We start from the raw sequence: 15548 nt of genomic DNA, 5'->3' as shown, positions 1-15548 counted from the left end.
TTGGAATAAAATGACGCTTTATTCCTTATTAACTTCTTGTATTGCGAGAACGAAAACCTTCGTCCCACCCCGGTGTGAAATCTTGCACGGGCTTTATGGCCGATAAAATAACGGCACCGCGAACAAGCATTATTTTTCTGCCCCGATAGTAGGGCGGCGGCCGCTGGCTTGCTTTATATGAAAGGCCAACTATCATTGCGTTTCGGCCAATCTGCCCGCCAAAGGAAACACATGCGCAACGTCCGCATTGATGACATCGACCAGGTAACGCGCGCGGTGATCGCCATCGGCACCGATTATCCGCCGGGACACCTGCTGCCGATGCACAGCCACCGGCGCGCGCAGTTGCTGTACGGCGCCACCGGCGTCATGCACGTTTTCACGCAGCAAGGCAATTGGGTCGTCCCGCCGCAGCACGCGGTATGGCTGCCGCCGCAGATGCCGCACGCGGTGAGGATGGTCGGCGTCACCACCCGCAGCCTGTACCTCGAACCCGGCGCGTTGCCCGCCGAACGGCCGCAGGTATGCCAGGTGGTCAGCGTCACTCCGCTGATGCGCCAGCTGTTGATGGCGGCGGTGGATATGCCACTGGAGTATGAACAAGAGGGGCGCGACGGAGCGCTGGCAACACTGCTGCTGCATGAGCTGGCCAGGCTGCAGCCCTTGCCGTTGCACATCCCGCTACCCGCCGATCCTCGGTTAGGCGAGCTGTGCCGCGCCTTTTTGCAGCACCCCGACGCCCACGACTCCGCGCAGCGGTGGGCGCCTCGTCTGTACATGAGCATTCGCACCTTCAGCCGCTTCTTTCGCGCGCAGACCGGCCTGCCGTTTTCGCAATGGCGCCAGCGCGCCTGCGTGGTACTGGCGTTGGCGCTGCTGGCCGAAGGGCGCAGCGTAACGCAGGTGGCGATGGAAATGGGATATGACAGCAGCGCGGCGTTTTCAACCATGTTTCGCCGCGTGCTCGGGCAGGCGCCCTCCTCCTATTTGACGGAAGACGGGCGCGACGGTTGACGGATTAGCGGAATTTCTTGTGGTTGGCGTCGCGGGTTTGCTTGAAGCCCTGCGCCAGCTGCTTCGCTTCGGCGACTTTGCCCTGATTGGCCAGGGCCAGCGCCTGATCGATCTGGCCGATCAGGGTATCCAACCCGCTGCGGAAATCTTTCATCTCCGGGCTGTCGGCGGCTTTGTCTTCCAGCTTCGGCGGAGTGCCCTGTTTGGCATCCTGCGCGGCGGCGCGCATGTTTTGCAGGCTCTGTGTGAGGGTAGCGGCGGAATCGGTATTCAGCACCGTTTTATAGTTTTCCGCCAGGGTGTCCATATCGTCGCCCAGATCGGCGGCGACCGCCAGCGAACTGGCTGCCAGCAGCGTCAACGCCGCCAGCGCTTTCAGGGTATTCTGCATGTTTGCTCACCTTCCAGTTATTGTTTTAATTAACCCACCGTTACCATAGGCAAGGCCGGGCAAAACCGAAACCGGAGATTTGTAAGCAAGGTTGAGACGGGATAACGCGCGACCGGCGGGCGCCGGCCGCGCAGAGGATCACTGACCGGCGATCTTCATTTCCGGCAGCAGCACCGAACCGCACTGGATATTGCTGCGGGTTTCGATATCGCTGCCGACGCTGACGATGTTGCGCAGCATGTCTTTCAGGTTGCCGGCAATGGTGATCTCGCTAACCGGGTACTGGATCTCGCCATTTTCCACCCAGAAACCGGCGGCGCCGCGCGAGTAATCGCCGGTGACGCCGCTGACGCCCTGGCCCATCAACTCGGTGACCACCAGGCCGGTGCCAAGCTGTTTCAACATGCCGGCGAAGTCCGCGCCCTGCCCGGCAATGCGCCAGTTATGGATGCCGCCGGCATGGCCGGTGCTGTGCAGGCCCAGCTTGCGCGCCGAGTAGCTGGTCATCAACCAGGTCTGCAGCACGCCGTCCTTGATGATATCGCGCCGCTGGGTGCGCACGCCCTCGCTGTCGAACGGCGTTGACGCCAGCCCTTTCAGCAGGTGCGGATGCTCCTCGACGGTCAACCATTCCGGCAGGATCTGTTTGCCGAGCGAGTCCAGCAGGAAAGTGGATTTACGGTAGACGCTGCTGCCACTGATGGCGCCCACCAGATGGCCGAAAAGCCCGGTGGCCACTTCGGAGGCGAACAGCACCGGCGCCTTCATGGTCGACAGCTTACGCGGCGCGAGACGCGCCAGCGTGCGGCGAGCGCACTCCTGCCCCACCCACTCGGGGCTGTGCAGATCGCCCATCGCACGGCCGATGGTGTAAGCGTAATCCCGCTCCATATCGCCGTCCTGCTCCGCAATGACGCAGCTGGACAGCGAGTGGCGGCTGGAACAGTAGCTTTGCAGCATGCCGTGGCTGTTGCCGAACACCTTGATGCCGTAGTGGCTGTTGAAGCTGCCGCCTTCGGTATTGGTAATGCGTTTGTCCGCCGCCAGCGAAGCCTGCTCGGCGCGCGCCGCCAGCTCGATGCCGCGCTCGGCGTCCAGCTCGGTCGGGTGGAACAGATCGAGATCCGGCGCCTCGAACGCCAGCAGATCTTTCTCCGCCGGGCCGGCGCAGGGATCTTCAGAGGTGTAGCGCGCGATGTCCAGCGCCGCCTGTACGGTGCGGGCGATGGCGTCCGGACTGAGATCGGTGGAAGAGGCGCTGCCTTTGCGTTGGCGGTGATACACGGTGATGCCCAGCGCGCCATCGCTGTTGAACTCGACGTTTTCCACCTCGCCGAAGCGGGTGCTGACGCTGATGCCGGTCGATTTGGTGACCGCCACTTCCGCCGCGTCGGAACCGGCGCGGGCCAGCTCCAGCGCCTGAGAAACGGCCTGTTCCAGCGCCTTGCGCTGTTCTGCAACTTGAGTGACTACTTTCATCAATCTGCCATAATTAATCAGAAAATCGTTGAGAAAAGTGCCGGAGCGGCGTAGTTGTGCACGCGGAGCGGCGCGCAAAAATCCTGAGATCTCTGCCGTTGAGTCTAACAGGAACCGCGTTGAATTTCGCATAAAGCCGGCAACCTGTTAGGATTAGCCTCTTTTTAACGGAGCCTACCATGAACAAACAGCCTGAAGACTGGCTCGACGATGTCCCGGAGAATGAAAACGAGGACGATGACGAGATTATCTGGGTCAGTAAAAGTGAAATTAAACGTGATGCCGAAGCGCTGAAAGACCTGGGGGCCGAAATGGTCGATCTGGGCAAAAACGCGCTGGATCGCATTCCGTTGGATGAAGATTTGCGCGCCGCCATCGAACTGGCGCAGAAGATCAAGAAAGAGGGCCGTCGCCGTCAGCTGCAGCTGATCGGCAAGATGCTGCGCGCCCGCGATATCGAGCCGATTCAGACCGCGCTCGACAAGCTGAAAAACCGCCACAACCAGCAGGTTTCGCTGTTCCATAAGCTGGAAGCGCTGCGCGACCGCCTGGTGGAAGAAGGCGATGACGTCATTCCGTCGATCCTGGATCTGTATCCAGCAGCCGATCGTCAACAGCTGCGTTCACTGGTGCGCAACGCGCAGAAAGAGAAGGCCGCCAACAAGCCGCCTAAGGCTTACCGCCAGATCTTCCAATACCTGCGCGAGCTGGCCGAAGCGGCTGACTAAGCGCCGCCGCCATCCCGGGATGAACCCGTTTCATCCCCGGTGATGCGCCGGTTCGCCGCTGCTTTCGCGGATATTAAAGCGCAGGCTGCCTTCCAGCTCTTCTTCCGCTTCTTCAAACAGCAGAATGATTGCGCCGAAACGACGCTTGCTGCGGGCATTGAGGTGGGTGAACTCGATTTCCACCGGCAGACCGATATCGCCGGTCACCACGTCCCACAGCGCGTCGAGGTTGGCGCCAAACCCCTCGTCCAGCGCAAACTTGTGCGCGAAATCGCGGTAGAAGGTTGGCACGTCCTGGATCTGCTCAAAATCAAACTCTACTTTTGCCATCAAACTCACTCCACACGAATGAAGTTTTTGTAATGGTCGCGCGTGACGAAGATCAGACCGTCGCTCGAATACAACAGGCGATCGGCGCCGCGCCGGCCACACTGGTAATTGATGTCCGCTTCGCGCCAGACCCGGCCGCCGGCGCTCGGCAGTTGCCCTTCACGGTTAGAGAATCGATCGCCGCCAATCGCCTTGCCCGGCAATACTGCACAGAGGTTGCCTGAACGCGGATCCCAGCCCTGCTCGCGCGCCTGCTTCTTGGTGACGTAATAGTCCGGCAGCCGCTGATGCTGCTGCAGGTAGCTCACCACCGTTTGCTGCTGCGTGAGCCGGTCGATGCTCTGCTGCTGGCCCGCCGGTGCCGGCACCCTCGCCGGATTGCCGTCGATCGCACGGTGCTCGTTGCCGCGCAGCGCGCTGAAGACGGCGATGACCACGGCGATGACAATCGCCAACAGAATCCGCTTGTTCATGACATTCCCTGAAATTATGCCGCCGAAGGCGCCGCAGCTCCCCCAGGCTAGTTAGGTATATAGTCGACCTGGATGAAACTAAGATGACCGGCACGTCACGTTTTCGCGGCGGTAAGCGTTTCATCCATTCATGACAATGATGCCACTTTCCAGCCGTTCTGGCACTCGGAGTCTCTCTGAAAACGGGCCGCCTCTTATGAGACGGCCCGCCAGATCGGGCACTGCTTTCAGTATAGTCAGGGAAGGCGCCGCACAACGCGGCGCAACAGGAGGGAACGCATCAATCGATCAAGGCGTGACGATAGCGATGCAGCATATCGGCCAGGCGTTTCACGGGCCCGGTGACGCTGAGCGGCGCCTGATTGTCCACCAGCTTCTGCTGGTACTCATTCATCTCACCCAGCAAGCGATCGTAGTAATAGGCGCGCTTGACGTCGTTCTTGGCGGAGACCACCCGATCGGCGGTGCTGCGGATCTGGCGGTGGAAGGCCGACAGCTCTTCGCTGGCCGGAATTTCCGCTCGCTGCATGCGCTGGTGGGCGATGATCAGGTTCAGCGCCAGACGATACTTGGCGATGTCGTTCGGGAACATCATCAGCAGCTGATTAAGCTGCTGATACAGCGCAGGCAGGTGGTTTTGCCGACGGCGCGCCGCCTTGGTGGTCAGCGCCGACACCGCGCTGCTGACGAACTGGTTGAGCAACGTGCGGCCGGTGCGTTCGCGCGAATTATCGCGGATCAGCAGCAGCACCATCAGCCCAACGCAGCTGCCGAGGAACTGGCCCAGCGCCCCATCGAGAAACTGGGTCACGTTGAACTCCATCGGGTTGCTCAGCACCAGAATGTTGATGGTCCCCGCCAGCAGCCCCAGCGAACCGAGCCGCCGCTTCTGAACCTCGATGCCGATGAAAAACGCCAGCAGGCCGAGGCTGAGACACAGCAGCAAAATGCTCTGCTGGGTCGCCGGCAGGATCACCATGAAGAACAGGGAACCGACCGGGATCGCCGCCAGCATGCCCAGCACGAAATCCATCGCCACCATGCGCGGCGCCGGGGTGCGCATCGCCAGCGAGGTGATCACCGCGATGATCACCATAAAACCGCTGCCGGACGTCCAGCCGGTCCACAGCCACAGCAGGCTGCCGAAGGCCGTCGCCACAAAGGTACGCAAGCCGTTGATCATCGCGTGATGCCCTTCCGCCGAGGTCGGTTTGACCACGGTTTCGTTGCTCAGCACCCCTTCTTCCACCGCGCTGATGCTGCAGTTGGCGTGCACGCCTTTCGACAGCAACAGGTAGCGCGTCGCCGCGCCGACCCAGCCGGTGATGGTCGGCAGCGTTTCCTCGGAACGATGCGTGGTCAGCACCTGGCGCAACAGCTTCATGCGCTTGTGGATCTCCTGCGGGGTTTCCGCCGGGACCATCAGTTGCTCCCGCAGGCTGTCTTTCAGTGCCTCCGGGTGATTCAACAAGATCAGATAGGTTTCGCAGGCCTGGGTGATCAGCGTCAGCGACAGTGTATGCAGCGCCTTCACCCGTCGATTGACCTTCTGCCAGCGCGAGGACTCCATCATCAGGTTGTTGCGCATGCCGTCCAGGGCCGTGGTGCTCTTGACCAGATTGCTCCAGGCGCGATCGATGTCTTCTTTGTCGGCGTTGCTGATGCACATCTGCATCAGGCGGTATTGAGCCACCAGCAGCTGATCCACCGCCCGATCGATGTCCTGTTTGATCGAACGCGGCGAGAACAGCAGATCCGCCAACACGGCGCTGACGATCCCCAGCACGATCTCGCTGCAACGCTCGATGGCGAACTGCGGCGCTTCCAGCAGATGAGACTCGCTGGTAGCGACCGTCACGATGATGATCAGCGCGGTATATCCGGCCAGCCCCCAGGCATAGGAGTTCTCCACCTTGATGAGTGAAGAAAGCCAGGTGCAGAAACCGGCCCAGATGCAGCACAGCAGCAGCATCACCACCGGCGCGCGGGCGGTGGTGATGATAATGATCAGGCCGACGAAGCAGCCGATAAAGGTGCCGATGATACGCAGCCAGCCGCGGTGGCGGATGGCGCCGGAGAAGGGTTCACCGCCGGCGGCAAAGGCCGGGCCGGCGGCGACGATGGCGGCGGTCATCGCCGACCAGCGCGGGGTTTCCAGATTGAGATGGAAGCCGACGAACAGCGCAAACACAATCGCGAAGCTGAGTTTGAAGGCGAATCTCAGCCGGATAAAGGTTGGGCTGCTCATTAGCCGAACTCACGCAGCCGGTGCATCAGGCGCACAAAAGGTGAGCCGCTGTCGGCATTGCGATCGTTTTTGCCAACGATCACCACGGTGGCAGTGGTGCCGGCCGGGTACGGATGCTGTTGATCCTTGGCGTCCAGCAGGATTTTCACCGGCACGCGCTGCGCCAGGCGTACCCACTCCAGGTTGCTGTCGATCGAGGCCAACCCTTTGTTGTTCACCGTGCTGCTGCTGTTGTTCACCGCCGCCGCCACGCTGTCGACGGTGCCGTGCATGATGCGGTTACTGCCGAGCGGAGTGATCTCCGCGCGATCGCCCTTATTCAGGCCGTTCAGCTTGGTCTCTTCCAGGTACGCCAGGATGTAGAAGGAATCTTTCTTCACCAGCGCCACCGCCACCGACCCACGGGTGATGTATTCACCGGCGTGTACGTTGAGGTTGGTGATCCAGCCATCGGCCGGGGCGCGCACCGTGGTGCGCTCCAGATCCAGCTGCGCCAGCTCGCGCGCCGCAATGGCCTTCGCCAGCTGGTGCTGCACGGTCTGCAGCGAGTTGTTCGACTGGTCAATCTCTTCCTGCGACATCGCCTGCACGCCCAACTTCACGCGGCGGCCGGCCTCACGCCGTTTCTCCGCCGCCAACGTCTGATAGTAGGCGACGTCGGCGCCGGCTTCCGCCAAGGCCTGCTCATAACGCGGCCGATCGACCACGAACAGCACCTGACCTTTTTTCACCAGCTGGTTGTCCACCACCGGCACGTCGGTCAGCAGGCCGCTGACGTCCGGCGCGATCGCCACCACGTCGGCGGTGAACTTGGCATCACGCGTCCACGGCGACTCGGTGTAGAACACCCAGGCCTTGAATACCGCGGCAATGCCCAGCAGCACAAGAATCAAAGTGATCGCGATTCGGGTTATTTTTATCGAAAAATTTTTCACAGCGACCTCAAACAAAAAGACACGAAATCAGATAAAACAAGCAGCAATACAGCGCGGTATTAAACAGCGCCGGATGCCAGACAAAATCGTAAATCCCCGTCGGCTGCAGCAGGCGGCGCAAGAGAAAAAACAGCGCCAGCGACACCAGCAGCTCGAAAAACACCGGCGGAAACGACAGTCCGAAGATGACCATAACCGGAAGCAAACTCATCACTTTTTCCTTATTGTTCACTGCGCCGGGGAAGACACATCTCGCCATTCACATTCTCTTTACATTTTAGCGTGCGCGCGCCACAAATCTTGACCAGACAGCTTGTCCAGGTCACGAACCTGAAAAAAGGTTAAACTTTGGGGCAGACGTCCACGACAGGGATTGCGAGGGTGCCGGAGGAGCGGCAAGATTACGTCGCCGATCGCTCTCGCACGTTGGTAAGGTCTATTCACCCGACCACGTTATATTAGCCTGCTTACTATCAAGGCATCAACAATCTGTGATCTAAATCACTTTTAAGCCAGAGTGAATAATGGAAAGATTAAAACGGATGTCGGTATTCGCCAAAGTGGTTGAGTTCGGGTCGTTTACCGCGGCCGCGCGCCAACTCGGCATGAGCGTTTCATCGATCAGCCAAACCGTCTCGAAACTGGAAAATGAGCTGCAGGTCAAGCTGTTGAACCGCAGCACGCGCAGCATCGGCCTGACTGAGGCCGGCAAAATCTACTATCAGGGCTGCCGACGCATGCTGCAGGAAGTCAGCGAAGTGCATGAGCAGCTGTACGCGTTTAACAATACGCCCGCCGGTACGCTGCGCATCGGCAGCTCATCCACCATGGCGCAAAACGTGCTGGCGAACATGACCGCCGAGATGATGAAAGAGTACCCGGGTCTGACGGTCAACCTGGTGACCGGCATTCCGGCGCCGGATCTGATCACCGACGGGCTGGATCTGGTGATCCGCACCGGGGCGCTGCAGGACTCCAGCCTGTTCTCCCGCCGCCTGGGGCAGATGCCGATGGTGGTGTGCGCCGCCAAAAGCTACCTGAGCCAACACGGCACGCCGCAGAAGCCGAGCGACATGGTCAACTTCTCCTGGCTGGAGTACAGCGTGCGGCCCGACAGCGAATTCGAACTGATGTCGCCGGAAGGCATCACCACGCGCATTTCCCCGCAGGGGCGCTTCGTCACCAACGACTCTTCCACCATGATCCGTTGGCTGAAAAACGGCGCCGGCATCGCCTACGCTCCGCTGATGTGGGTGATCGAAGAGATCAAACGCGGCGAAATTGAGATCCTGTTCAAAAGCTACCATTCGGATCCGCGGCCGATCTACGCGCTCTATACCGAGAAGGACAAACTGCCGCTGAAGGTGCAGGTGTGCATCAATTATTTAACCGACTATTTCGAACGCGTAGCGGCAGTCTATCAGGGCTATCGCTGAGCCGTGCTCAAATAACGGTGCGCCAGCGCACCCAGCAGCGTCAGCGCCAACATACCGAGGCCCCACAACAGCCAGACGGCGTAGCCCGCCCAGGTCAGCAGCAGAGGAAAATAGCTCGCCAGCCCGCTGGCCAGCTGTTTCAGCCACGGTAGCCAGACGTCCAACACCGCCTGCGGCACCAGGTTCAGCGCACCGTTCACCGGCAACGATACTTTCCCGGCTGCCTCCGCCAACGACGGGAGCCAGGCCAGCACCCCGGCGACGCCCCAGGCCAGCAGCGTCCACAGCACCATGGCACCCAGCAGCAGCGCGAGTGTCCAACCGCCCCGGTTCACGGCACACCGCCGCCGCACTGCGGACAAAAGCGGCTCCCCGGCGGCAGCGGCGCGGCGCACTGTCCGCAGGTGGCGCTCGCCGCGGCAAACGGCTGACCGCAGCGGTGGCAATAACGGGCGCCCGATTTATTCACGGCCCGGCATTCCGGACACTGCGGCCCCGGCTCGCCATGCTGGTTATAGCGGTTGCCATGATGCCCACCGCCGTGGCTCGCACGCAGATGACCGCCGTTAATACCGCCTTGCCCCAACAACCGTTTCAGTAAGCTCATCCCGCCTCTCCTCTGTGCATTGACGCTGAACCTCACTGTAAACCCTGGAGTAAACTCCAGGGTAAAGCCCGACGAGAAGGATTTACGTTTCATTACATCGTAAAAGTGGCAAGGCTTTGATGCCGTTAACAAAAGCACCATCGGCATTATCCCACGCCACCGCGCTGCGTTATGCTGCGGAAACCTCTCCCTGCATCAGGAATAACCATGAAAAAAATCATACTGGACTGTGACCCGGGGCATGACGACGCCATCGCCCTGTTGCTGGCCTGGGGCAATCCGCAGATCGACCTACTGGCGGTCACGACCGTGGTGGGTAACCAAACGCTGGACAAAGTGACGCGCAACGCGCTGGCGGTGGCCCGCATCGCCAATATCACCGGCGTACCCTTCGCCGCCGGCTGCCCGCGCCCGCTGGTGCGCAATATCGAAGTGGCGCCCGACATTCACGGCGATTCCGGCCTCGATGGCCCGGTGCTGCCGGAACCCCACCTGCAGCTGGACTCGCGCCACGCGGTGGATCTGATCATCGAGACCGTGATGGCCCACCCGCCCGGCAGCGTGACGCTGGTGCCTACCGGCGGCCTGACCAATATCGCCATGGCGGTGCGTAAAGAGCCGCGCATTGCCGAGCGGGTCAAGGAAGTGGTGCTGATGGGCGGCGGCTATCATGTGGGCAACTGGAGCGCGGTGGCGGAGTTCAATATCAAAATCGATCCCGAAGCGGCGCACATTGTATTTAACGAAAAATGGCCGCTGACCATGGTCGGGCTGGATCTCACTCACCAGGCTTTGGCCACGCCGGCAGTCTGCGAACGCATCGCCGCCCTCGGCACCCGGCCGGCCGCCTTCGTCGGCGAACTGCTGGCATTCTTTGGCCGTATGTACCGGCAGGCGCAGGGCTTCAGTGCCCCGCCGGTGCACGATCCTTGCGCGGTGGCCTATGTGATCGATCCGAGCGTCATGTCGGTGCGCAAAGCGCCGGTGGATATCGAGTTGACCGGCACCCTGACGTTGGGCATGACGGTCGCGGACTTCCGCGCGCCGCCGCCGCCGGACTGCCACACCCAGGTCGCGGTCAAACTGGATCAGGATAAATTCTGGGATCTGGTGGTGGATGCGCTGGAACGGATCGGCGACGTGGAGTAAGCGCACAAGAGACGAGACTAACGCGCTTGGGCAAGCGCGTTAGTCTGTATTCTGCCGCGGCAACGGGGAGGCTCAAGTCATAACTGCTTTTATTTCCAATGCAGCAGAACAATCCTAATAATAAATCATTTCATGAAAATTTAAAAAAACAGATAAAGACAAGAAGAATCCTAATAAAAATAATAAAATGAAAATCACATTGAATTTAAAAATCAGCAATGAGAAACGATGAGATAAATTTCCGCCATCGCGCCGACACTGACGACGTCAATTAAAAAAGCAGATACCTCTTCTATTCTTCACAGGGCCTGCCAATATAGGCCATTGCCGGGATACTCCACGATATTCGCGCACGTAGAAATCACAACCAACCATTTGATTTAAATTGATAAAAACAAGAATTAGATAATGAATTGACTGAATCACAATAGATTTGAGAAAATGGCGCGTCTGTTTTTGCAAACAACAAACATACCTTTTGCGGGTGAAAAATACGGCTTAAACTTTCTTTGGGTACACAGCCTCTCGCATTCTCAGGGCAAACATTATTTATCGCTTCACCATAAAGACGGTTTAAATTTCCCGTGAGACATTTGCGAATTGAACATTACACGCATTTCAATATCAGGACAAAGGAAAGGGAATAATAAAAACATGCATTCAATAAACGCTATCAGGCCATGGCAGGTTAACCATGGCCGATAAATCTCCCGCTAACACAGCGACCATCGCCGTGCTGCCCCTGCTGCTGATCTGGATGACGGTGATCCTGCCGATTTATTACCCCAATATGGGCGGCGACGGTCTGGCGCTGCCGCAAAACATTCTGGCCTGGGCCGTCATGGCGCTCACCACGCTGATAGTGACGTTCACCGTTTGCCTTGGCCGCACCCGTCTTTCGCTGACCCCCACCGCACGCCTGTTGCTGCTCGGCATCGCCGTGCTGGCGCTGCCGCTGCTGTATACTCGCTCCGAGTGGCGCGAAGACGCCCTGTGGCGCTGCGCCGGTCTGCTCGGTGGTTGGCTTTTCTATGTCGCCTGCCTGCAACTGCGCCTAACCCCCAGGCAGCGCAACCTGTTGCTGTACGGTCTGCTGTTCGCCGTCGGCGTTCAGACACTGCTGGCGGCTCTGCAACTGTTCGCCCCCGCGCTGGCTTGGGTATCCCCTAACGGCAGCCGGGTCTACGGCGTCTTTCAGCAACCGAACGTGCTGGGCAGCTTTATCGCCACCGGGTTGGCTTTGGCGCTCTGGCAGCTGCTGGCTCCCCTCTCTGCGCCAACGCGGCGGCGGCAAATCCCGCTGCTCGCGCTGCTGGCCGCTTTCTCAGCCCTGCTGGTGCTGATCCAGTCGCGCGCCGCCTGGTTGGGGGCCGCATTGGCGGCGCTGCTACTGCTGTGGCGCTTTGCCCGCCACCGCACGCTCGAAAGCCGCTGGGCGGGTGGCGCGCTGCTGCTGGGCGCCGCGATCGGTCTGACGGTGCTGTTCACCGGCTTTGGCCTGGATGGCCGCGCAGGTCTCATCGCACGCGAAGGCTCTAATTATTCACGTCTGACCATGCTGCAAGACACCGTCGCCATGATTTTCGCCAAACCGCTGCTGGGCTGGGGCTATGGCGGCTTTGAATACAGCTTCGCGCACTTCCGCCTGCAGACAATGCCCTGGCGAGAAGTGCTGGAAGTCGCCGGGCATCCGCACAATGAAATCCTGCTGTGGTGGGTTGAGGGCGGCCTGCCGGCGCTGGCAGGTATCGCTATCGTCATCGTCGCCGGCGCGCTGCTGCTGAAACGCGCCTGGCAACGGGATCGCGAAGCGCCGGCCGGTGCGCGCGTCGGGCTGTTTCTGGTGCTGCTGCCAATGTTGATACACACCCAACTGGAATACCCTTTCTATCTGTCTGCGCCGCATTGGCTGGCGTTTCTGCTGCTGCTGGCACTGTTGGACGGCCAAACCGGCGCCCCACGCCCGCTGCCGTTAGCCAAAGCCCTGAGTCTGCCTGTAGCAATGGCGGCGCTCGGCGTGTTAGTGATGGCGGTCTTCGCCTGGCAAGGGCGCATGGCGCTCACCCAATCGGAGCGCACGATGCTGGCCACCATCGACAGCATCGAGCAGATGCCGCCGCCGGCCGCCTGGATCTACCGGGAGCGCAAAACGTTCGACGAGCAATCTCACGCGCTGCTGGTCTATAACCAAACGCGCGATGATGCCCTGTTGACCGGCTATCGGCAGTGGGCCAATGCCTATCTGCAGCGCCGTATCGACGCCAACGTCTACGCCACGCTGATCATGATCTTGCGCTATCAGGGGGATCAGGCACAAGCCGAGGCTCGCCTGCGGGAGGCCGCTTTTCTGTTTTCTCGGGATGCGCGGTTCAGGTAGGGACAACAAGGTGAGAGCGAGACCTCGTCGCTCTCACCTGTGTCATTTTATGTAGCAAAATCAACGCGGCAATATCGCGCACTCTTTATCCAGCAGCGACTCTACCGAAGCGCGGTTGCCAACGTCCCAGCCGCGCTTCGAGGCCAGCAAGATAAAACCCCGTTGGCCGGCAAACGTGGTGGGCACTAACGCCACGCCATATTCCGCCAGCTGCTGCGGCGACAGATGGAAATAACCCGCCAGATCCTTAATCGGGTAGATGCCCATCGCGGTCGGCTTCATCACGCGGCGAGCATAATAGGTGTGGCGCAACAGCTTATCCGGCAAAGGCCGCCATTGTTCCTGTATATAGGGGCGTTCCGCCTGCAGCTGGCGCCGTACATCTTCGCGCAGACAGGTCAGGTGAATATGCAATTGGTTCTGGCTACGGCCGTAAGCGGAGTTGATCGCCATGCCCAACATATCATCCGGCACCGGCCCGCCATACTCGGCGGCCAACCGGTAACGCATCAGCCATGCATAGCCAAAATAGTCCGTCCGTTCCCCGGCCAGCAGCTGCGGGCTTTCAATACCGGAGAGCGGCGCCGTCGGCACCAGGATGAAGTGATAGGGATAACGCGGGTTTTGCAGCACGCTGAAGCCTTGCGCTTTCCCCTGCGGCATATAAATCTGCTCACACGGGGCCGGATCGCGCTTTTGCTGATAGTTGGCCATGCAGAGCTTATCGACCACGCCCCACAGCGCATCGGAACGGGCGCACCCCGTCAAGGAGAGAACCCCCAGCACCAGCAGCCAACGCCGGGTAGACACACCAAAGCACGCCATCGTCATCTTTCTCGGCATCATCGCCGCACAGCACTCTTTGCGCGGGCGAGAGAAAACTCAAAATGGGGAATGAACAAGGGGCCAATGCGGCCCCTTGAGGAAAAATTACGCCGTGCCGCCGACGGTCAGCGTGTCCAGTTTCAGCGTCGGTTGGCCGACGCCCACCGGCACACTCTGGCCTTCCTTGCCGCACACACCCACGCCTTTATCAAGCGCCAGATCGTTGCCGACCATCGAAATCTGCTGCATCGCCTCGATGCCGGAGCCGATCAGCGTCGCCCCCTTCACCGGCTTGGTGATACGCCCTTTCTCGATCAGATAGGCTTCGGTGGTGGAGAACACGAACTTGCCGGAGGTGATGTCCACCTGGCCGCCGCCAAAGTTCGGCGCGTACAGGCCGTACTCGACGCTGGCGATGATCTCTTCCGGCGTCGATTGGCCCGCCAGCATGTAGGTGTTGGTCATACGCGGCATCGGCAGATGCGCGTAGGACTCGCGGCGGCCGTTGCCGGTCGGGGCGACGCCCATCAGCCGCGCGTTGAGCTTGTCCTGCATGTAGCCTTTCAGCACGCCGTTTTCGATCAGTACGTTGTACTGGCCCGGCACGCCTTCGTCGTCGATCGCCAGCGAGCCGCGGCGCCCTTGCAGGGTGCCGTCATCCACCACGGTGCACAGCTCGGACGCCACCAGCTCGCCCATATGGCCGCTGAACACCGAGGTGCCGCGCCGGTTGAAGTCGCCTTCCAGGCCGTGGCCCACCGCCTCGTGCAGCAGCACGCCTGGCCAGCCGGCCCCCAGCACCACCGGCATATTGCCGGCCGGCGCCGCCACTGCGCCAAGATTGACCAGCGCCATGCGCACCGCCTCTTGGGCATAGATATCGGCGCGCACCTCGCCGTCGACGGCTTCCAGGAAGTAGTCATAGCCGAAACGGCCGCCGCCGCCGCTGGAGCCGCGCTCACGCTTGCCGTCCTGCTCCACCAGCACGCTGACGGAAAGGCGCACCAGCGGGCGAACGTCCGCTGCCAGCGTGCCGTCGGTGGCGGCCACCAGCACCTGCTCGTAAACGCCGGTGATGCTGGCGTTCACTTCCTGCACCCGCGCATCGGCGGCGCGCGCCACCTTGTCGACGCGGTGCAGCAGGGCGATTTTCTCTTCGCGCGGCAGGCTTTGCAACGGATCGAGCAGCGGGTACAGCGCCTGATAACCGATTTCGCCCAGAGTATGCGCCCGCCCGTCGCCCTGCTCGCGCACGATGCTGCGCGCCGCCTGGGCGCTTTGCTGCAGCGCATTCAGGGTGATCTGATCGGCATAGGCGAAGCCGGTCTTCTCACCGCTGACGGCGCGCACGCCGACGCCCTGATCGATATTGTAAGAGCCATCCTTGATGATGCCGTCCTCGATCACCCAGGCTTCGTGATAGCTGGACTGGAAATAGAGATCGGCGTAGTCGATACGGCGTTCTGCCAGTTGACCCAATACCCTGTACAGGTCTTGATGACTCAGCTTGTTGGTAGCGAGTAACTGCTCACTGACAAACGTCAGGCTCATAATGG

General features: G+C 60.5%; 16 protein-coding genes. 5 read left to right on the top strand and 11 right to left on the bottom strand.

Annotation, left to right across the window (positions count from 1 at the left end; translation table 11 throughout):
- Positions 1-231: 231 nt before the first annotated feature.
- The gene (locus RE418_RS08835) at positions 232-1014 is read left to right on the top strand and encodes a helix-turn-helix domain-containing protein (protein ID WP_164099813.1); all 783 of its coding nucleotides are present in this window, start codon (positions 232-234) and stop codon (positions 1012-1014) included.
- A gap of 4 nt (positions 1015-1018) precedes the next feature.
- Here the strand turns inward: RE418_RS08835 and cybC are convergent, their stop codons facing one another.
- Positions 1019-1405: a cytochrome b562 gene (cybC, locus tag RE418_RS08830; RefSeq protein WP_016930224.1), complete on the bottom strand. Its 387-nt coding sequence runs from the start codon at positions 1403-1405 to the stop codon at positions 1019-1021.
- Positions 1406-1543: 138 nt separating this feature from the next.
- A complete protein-coding gene (gene pmbA / locus RE418_RS08825) occupies positions 1544-2884 on the bottom strand; it encodes a metalloprotease PmbA (RefSeq protein WP_025304390.1) in 1341 nt (446 codons plus the stop codon).
- Positions 2885-3063: 179 nt separating this feature from the next.
- Between pmbA and yjgA the strand changes: the two genes are divergently transcribed.
- On the top strand, positions 3064-3612 hold the full coding sequence (yjgA, locus tag RE418_RS08820; protein ID WP_004936968.1) for a ribosome biogenesis factor YjgA: 549 nt from the start codon (positions 3064-3066) through the stop codon (positions 3610-3612).
- 30 nt (positions 3613-3642) lie between these two features.
- On the opposite strand, the gene RE418_RS08815 is transcribed toward yjgA, so the two are convergent.
- The 5 genes from RE418_RS08815 to aaeX form a co-directional block, all read right to left on the bottom strand.
- Entirely contained in the window at positions 3643-3942 is a 300-nt protein-coding gene (locus RE418_RS08815; RefSeq protein ID WP_004936963.1) for a barstar family protein, read from the bottom strand.
- Positions 3943-3947: 5 nt separating this feature from the next.
- Positions 3948-4415, bottom strand: a complete 468-nt coding sequence (locus RE418_RS08810; protein WP_025304391.1) for a ribonuclease — start codon at positions 4413-4415, stop codon at positions 3948-3950.
- A 280-nt stretch (positions 4416-4695) separates the two neighbouring features.
- A complete protein-coding gene (gene aaeB, locus RE418_RS08805) occupies positions 4696-6663 on the bottom strand; it encodes a p-hydroxybenzoic acid efflux pump subunit AaeB (RefSeq protein WP_025304392.1) in 1968 nt (655 codons plus the stop codon).
- Positions 6663-7598: a p-hydroxybenzoic acid efflux pump subunit AaeA gene (aaeA, locus tag RE418_RS08800; RefSeq protein WP_033644462.1), complete on the bottom strand. Its 936-nt coding sequence runs from the start codon at positions 7596-7598 to the stop codon at positions 6663-6665. The genes aaeB and aaeA overlap by 1 nt, the downstream gene beginning before the upstream one ends.
- Positions 7599-7605: 7 nt before the next feature.
- On the bottom strand, positions 7606-7809 hold the full coding sequence (gene aaeX / locus RE418_RS08795; protein WP_004936952.1) for a p-hydroxybenzoic acid efflux pump operon protein AaeX: 204 nt from the start codon (positions 7807-7809) through the stop codon (positions 7606-7608).
- A gap of 313 nt (positions 7810-8122) precedes the next feature.
- On the opposite strand from aaeX, the gene aaeR reads away from it, so the two are divergent.
- Positions 8123-9034: an HTH-type transcriptional activator AaeR gene (gene aaeR / locus RE418_RS08790; RefSeq protein WP_025304394.1), complete on the top strand. Its 912-nt coding sequence runs from the start codon at positions 8123-8125 to the stop codon at positions 9032-9034.
- On the opposite strand, the gene RE418_RS08785 is transcribed toward aaeR, so the two are convergent.
- On the bottom strand, positions 9025-9369 hold the full coding sequence (locus tag RE418_RS08785) for a hypothetical protein (protein ID WP_089181377.1): 345 nt from the start codon (positions 9367-9369) through the stop codon (positions 9025-9027). The two genes, aaeR and RE418_RS08785, sit on opposite strands and share 10 nt — an antisense overlap.
- Positions 9366-9641: a zinc ribbon domain-containing protein gene (locus RE418_RS08780; RefSeq protein ID WP_025304396.1), complete on the bottom strand. Its 276-nt coding sequence runs from the start codon at positions 9639-9641 to the stop codon at positions 9366-9368. The genes RE418_RS08785 and RE418_RS08780 overlap by 4 nt, the downstream gene beginning before the upstream one ends.
- Before the next feature lie 207 nt (positions 9642-9848).
- Here RE418_RS08780 and RE418_RS08775 point away from each other — a divergent pair, with 207 nt between their 5' ends.
- Together RE418_RS08775 and RE418_RS08770 are read left to right on the top strand one after the other, a co-directional pair.
- Positions 9849-10790, top strand: coding sequence for a nucleoside hydrolase (locus RE418_RS08775; RefSeq protein WP_025304397.1), 942 nt, complete (start codon positions 9849-9851; stop codon positions 10788-10790).
- A 694-nt stretch (positions 10791-11484) separates the two neighbouring features.
- A complete protein-coding gene (locus tag RE418_RS08770) occupies positions 11485-13167 on the top strand; it encodes a PglL family O-oligosaccharyltransferase (protein WP_089181378.1) in 1683 nt (560 codons plus the stop codon).
- 60 nt (positions 13168-13227) lie between these two features.
- On the opposite strand, the gene RE418_RS08765 is transcribed toward RE418_RS08770, so the two are convergent.
- Both RE418_RS08765 and tldD read right to left on the bottom strand, forming a co-directional pair.
- Positions 13228-13992: a CDP-diacylglycerol diphosphatase gene (locus RE418_RS08765; RefSeq protein ID WP_089181703.1), complete on the bottom strand. Its 765-nt coding sequence runs from the start codon at positions 13990-13992 to the stop codon at positions 13228-13230.
- Between the two features lie 105 nt (positions 13993-14097).
- On the bottom strand, positions 14098-15543 hold the full coding sequence (gene tldD / locus RE418_RS08760) for a metalloprotease TldD (protein WP_025304416.1): 1446 nt from the start codon (positions 15541-15543) through the stop codon (positions 14098-14100).
- Between the last annotated feature and the right edge of the window lie 5 nt (positions 15544-15548).

Origin of the sequence: Serratia sp. szju, assembly GCF_044594185.1 — a bacterium.
In the GTDB taxonomy this organism is placed as follows: Bacteria; Pseudomonadota; Gammaproteobacteria; order Enterobacterales; family Enterobacteriaceae; genus Serratia; species Serratia bockelmannii.
This window is presented reverse-complemented; position numbering and strand designations above follow the sequence as displayed.